Origin of the sequence: Polymorphobacter sp. (genome assembly GCF_051860865.1) — a bacterium.
In the GTDB taxonomy this organism is placed as follows: Bacteria; Pseudomonadota; Alphaproteobacteria; order Sphingomonadales; family Sphingomonadaceae; genus Sandarakinorhabdus.
Genome location: NZ_JBIMKZ010000133.1, coordinates 1 through 3410 on the forward strand (window position 1 = coordinate 1; position 3410 = coordinate 3410).

Consider the following 3410-nt stretch of genomic DNA (forward strand, 5'->3'; position numbering starts at 1 on the left):
GCAAGGCGACAGCAGAAGGCCTTCGGGATCGACCAGATGATTTGGGGTCTGGGGCCTGCGGCCCCAGCCGCCGGAGGCACTTCTCTTACAGCTGGAGGCCAGCTTCTTATGAATGTTGATACCTAAAGCCAGCCGCGCCAGCGGGCGATCAGATAGGGCAACACCGCCGACGCCAGCATCAGCACCAGCGCCATCGGATAGCCGAGCTGCCAGTCGAGCTCGGGCATATGGGCGAAGTTCATCCCGTAAATGCCGGCGACCAGCGTCGGCGGCATGAAGACGATGGCGAACACCGAGAAGATCTTGAGCACGGCGTTCTGCTCGATGTTGATCAGCCCCAGAGTGGTATCGAGCAGGAAGGTGATGCTGTTGCCGAGATAGCTGGCATGGTCGGTCAGCGAGGCGAGATCGCGGGTCATCGACTTGAGCGCAGCCGTCTGGCTGGCTTCCTTCGGCAGGCTGAGGACGAGGAAGCTCGCGGCGCGCGACAGGCTGACTGCGGATTCGCGGGCCTTGGACAGCGCATCCTGGGCGGTGCCGAGCCGCTGGATCAGCGATTGCAGCGCGAGGTTGGACAGCCGCTGCTGACGGCCGCGAGGGACGACGCGGCGGAAGGCCTGGCGGTTTATGGCGTCGATCTCGGCAGCGATGCGCTCGATCGAATCGGCGAGCCGGTCGACGATGGTATCGAGCAGCTGGATCAGCAGCGCCGGCGGCGTCGCCGGGGCAGTGCGGGCGCAGTGGGCGGCCAGCCGGTCGATCACCGTCAGCTCGGCATAGCGCAGCGTGACCATCGCGCCCGGCGCCAGGATCAATGCCAATGGGTGAAGTTCAGCGGCGAGCAGGTCCTTGCTCTGCAGGATGCCGGTGGCAACGCTGAGCGTCATGTAGATGCTGCCATTGTCGGTGTAGAGCCGGCTGGAGGCCTCGATTTCGGCGAGATCGTCGCGCGTCGGAATCTCGACGCCCAGCGCCGTCTCGAGCGCCGTGTCCTCGGCCGGTGTCGGGGTCAGCATGTCGACCCAGACGGTGCCGGCGGGGAGCGTATCGCTGGCACCGACGGGCTGGGCGGTGAGCCGGCCCCCGGCATGACTGTAGGCGCGGAGCATCGGCGATTCGTGCCCGAGCCTCGCCATGCGGTCAATATGTCGCTGTCGGCGCGGCCCTGGTGGCGTTATAGTGGCGCATGGGGGAGACGATGCGGGGTCAGCTACAACCGGAGCGGCTGGTGAAGCGCCATTCGGCCTGGGTGCGGATAACGCACTGGGTGAATGCGCTGCTTGTTGTGCTGCTGCTCGGGACCGGGCTCAACATCTTCAATGCTCATCCGGCGCTCTACTGGGGGCCGAAGGGGACCAATGTCGACACAGAAGGCCGCTGGCTGGCGATCGGCGCGCTCGGGCCGCGCGGCATGGTGATGATCGGCGACACCAACTTCGACACCACCGGCGTTCTCGGCCTGTCTGCAGGCCAGTCGGGCAGCCTTCAGAACATTGCCTTCCCGCACTGGGCGACGATCCCCTCGGGGCGCGATCTGGGGCTGGCGCGCAACTGGCATTTTGCTGCTGCCTGGCTGCTGATCGTCAACGGGCTGGTCTATCTGGCCTATGGCGTGTTCAGCGGCCATTTCCGCCGCCGGCTGCTGCCCGGCGCCACGGAATTGCAGCCCGGCAACATCGGGCACGATATCGTCGAGCATCTTAAGCTGCGCTTCCCCAAGGGCGAGGCGGCGCTGCGTTACCAGGTGCTGCAGAAGATCGCCTATTCGGGGGCGGCGCTGGTGCTGCTGCCGCTGATGGTGCTGTCCGGCCTCGGCATGGCGCCGGGGATGGACGCTAGCTGGCCTTGGGTCGTCGACCTGTTCGGCGGCCGGCAGAGCGCGCGATCGGTGCATTTCGTCGTCACCAATCTCGTCGTCCTGTTCATCCTCGTCCATCTGCTGATGCTGGTGCTGGCAGGGCCGTTCAAGCTGACGCGGGGGATGATCACCGGCTGGCAGCGCGTGGAGAGTGGCACATGAGCCTGATCACCCGCCGAGCGCTGGTCGCCGGATCGGGGCTGGTGCTGGCCGGCTGCGACGCGGTGATCACCGATCCGCGGGCGCGGGCGATGGCGAAGAGTGCCGAGACGGCGACCCGGCGCTGGCAACGGCTGGTGGGGCGCGACGCGCTGGCGCGCGAATTCTCCGCTGCCGACATCTCGCCAGTGTTCAAGGCCAATGGCACCATCGCGCCGGCCGAGCCGGCCTATCAGGCCCATGCCGCCGCCGGCTTTGCCGACTGGCGGGTGATGGTGCGCGGGCTGGTGGCGCGGCCGCTGTCATTGTCCGTCGCCGATCTGGTGGCGATGCCGGCGCGCGAGCAGATCACCCGGCATGACTGTGTGGAGGGCTGGAGTGCCATCGGCGGCTGGGCGGGGCCGCCGCTCGGGCTGCTCCTGAACGCCGCCGGGGTACGCGACGCGGCGCGCTATGTGGTGTTGCTGTGCGCCGACAATTATCATGGCGGCGCCCGCTATTATGAGAGCATCGACCTGATCGACGCCTGGCATCCGCAGACGATCCTGGCGCTGCGGCTCAATGGCCAGCCGCTCGACGTGTCGCATGGCGCGCCGGTGCGGCTGCGGGTCGAGCGGCAGCTGGGCTACAAGCATGCCAAATATGTTGAGGAGATCGTGCTGGCGGCATCGCTCGACGGCTTCGGCAGGGGGGCCGGTGGCTATTGGGAGGACCGGGGCTATGAATGGTATGCCGGCATCTGAGGCCGGCCCCAATGGCTTGCGCATCACCCGGCTGCGCGAGGATGTGGCGACCGGCGCCCACAGCCTGATCCTCGAGGCGCCGCCGCGGGCGCCCGGGGGCTCGCGCCCGCATTTTCATCTGGTGAGCGAGGAAATGTTCAATCTTGGGCCGTCGATGACGTTCGACGCGGGGCGGCCGCTGCCGCGCCATGGCTATGCGCGCTATCCGGCGCAGATGCGCCATGGCGCGGCGGTTGACCTGCCGGACGGTTATCGGCTGTTCGTGCGCTATGGCGGCGCGGCCGAGGTGCATTTTGCCGAGCCGGCGGATTTCGCCGAGGCGGAGGGGCATCTGTTCATTCCCGATCCGCTGGCGGATTGGGCAGCCCATCCCGGGCCTGCGCTCGGCGAGAGGGTTTCGACGCGGGCGCTGTCCTATGCCGGGGGCCGGGGGGCATTTCTGGCGCGGCTGGGGGACGGGGCGGTGCTCGATCTCGACGGGCGGGGGGAGGTGGAGCTGCTGGTGGTCGAGGGGGTGCTCGACGACGCCAAAGGGGCGGCAGTGGATGCGGGGGCCTATCGGTTCGGCGGGGGGGGGTGGGGGGGTGGCGTGGGGCGGGGGGCGGGGGTGGGGGGGGTCGGCGGGGGCGAGGGGGAGGCGGCGCGGGGGG

At 68.4% G+C, this 3410-nt stretch carries 4 protein-coding genes; 3 read left to right on the top strand and 1 reads right to left on the bottom strand.

What is annotated here, in order from left to right; translation table 11 throughout:
- Window positions 1-122: 122 nt before the first annotated feature.
- The gene (locus ACTIFJ_RS15120; RefSeq protein WP_439534943.1) at window positions 123-1109 is read right to left on the bottom strand and encodes a magnesium transporter CorA family protein; all 987 of its coding nucleotides are present in this window, start codon (window positions 1107-1109) and stop codon (window positions 123-125) included.
- 119 nt (window positions 1110-1228) lie between these two features.
- On the opposite strand from ACTIFJ_RS15120, the gene ACTIFJ_RS15125 reads away from it, so the two are divergent.
- The 3 genes from ACTIFJ_RS15125 to ACTIFJ_RS15135 form a co-directional block, all read left to right on the top strand.
- On the top strand, window positions 1229-2020 hold the full coding sequence (locus ACTIFJ_RS15125) for a cytochrome b/b6 domain-containing protein (protein ID WP_439534944.1): 792 nt from the start codon (window positions 1229-1231) through the stop codon (window positions 2018-2020).
- On the top strand, window positions 2017-2760 hold the full coding sequence (locus ACTIFJ_RS15130) for a molybdopterin-dependent oxidoreductase (RefSeq protein WP_439534945.1): 744 nt from the start codon (window positions 2017-2019) through the stop codon (window positions 2758-2760). The genes ACTIFJ_RS15125 and ACTIFJ_RS15130 overlap by 4 nt, the downstream gene beginning before the upstream one ends.
- Window positions 2738-3410 (top strand): hypothetical protein (locus tag ACTIFJ_RS15135; protein WP_439534946.1); only part of this gene is annotated, 673 nt, incomplete at its 3' end. The genes ACTIFJ_RS15130 and ACTIFJ_RS15135, both read left to right, overlap by 23 nt.